The organism is Neisseria sp. P0021.S006 (assembly GCF_051956895.1).
The window spans coordinates 1-495 of sequence record NZ_JBQCWZ010001111.1 but is presented as its reverse complement, the minus strand read 5'-3'; the positions used below and the strand labels follow the sequence as shown (position 1 = coordinate 495).

1 pseudogene is annotated in these 495 nt (G+C 43.6%); it reads right to left on the bottom strand.

The features are described from left to right. A pseudogene (locus ACTHUM_RS19000) lies at nt 1–333 on the bottom strand (TrmH family RNA methyltransferase); the annotation flags it as partial. Nucleotides 334–495: the final 162 nt, after the last annotated feature.

Genomic DNA, 495 nt, shown 5'->3' with positions numbered 1-495 from the left:
GTCTGAAGGTAAACCTGCCTGCTGCGGAATATCAATCCAAGTCATCACATCATCGGCATCGGTCAGACTGGTGATTTTAGACAGTGCTTCGTTACCAACCCATGTAATCAACCCTTCGTCCAACTGCGCCACAATCTCTTGAATTTCAGGATGTTGCTGTTTCTTTTCAGGCAGATAAACCTGTTTGGGCATACCGCCGCTTTGCAAATAAGTTTGCAGCAGATGTACGCCTTCCAATACGGTTTCACCGCTTTCGCGCCTTGTTTTGGCCTGCGTCAAAAGACGGAATAAATGTTTGAGCTGTTCGTTTTGAGCAGAGGTAATCAGTTTCATGGAGCGCATTATAACTGTTTTGACTTCTTTGAAGCTATGCTTTCAGACGGCCTGACGGTTTTACTGAAAAAATAAAAACCCTTGCCATAAAGCAAGGGTTTTGCATGATTTCATTTTTTACTGTACAACAGTCTGCTGCTCATTTTTTTGATCGGTACGGAC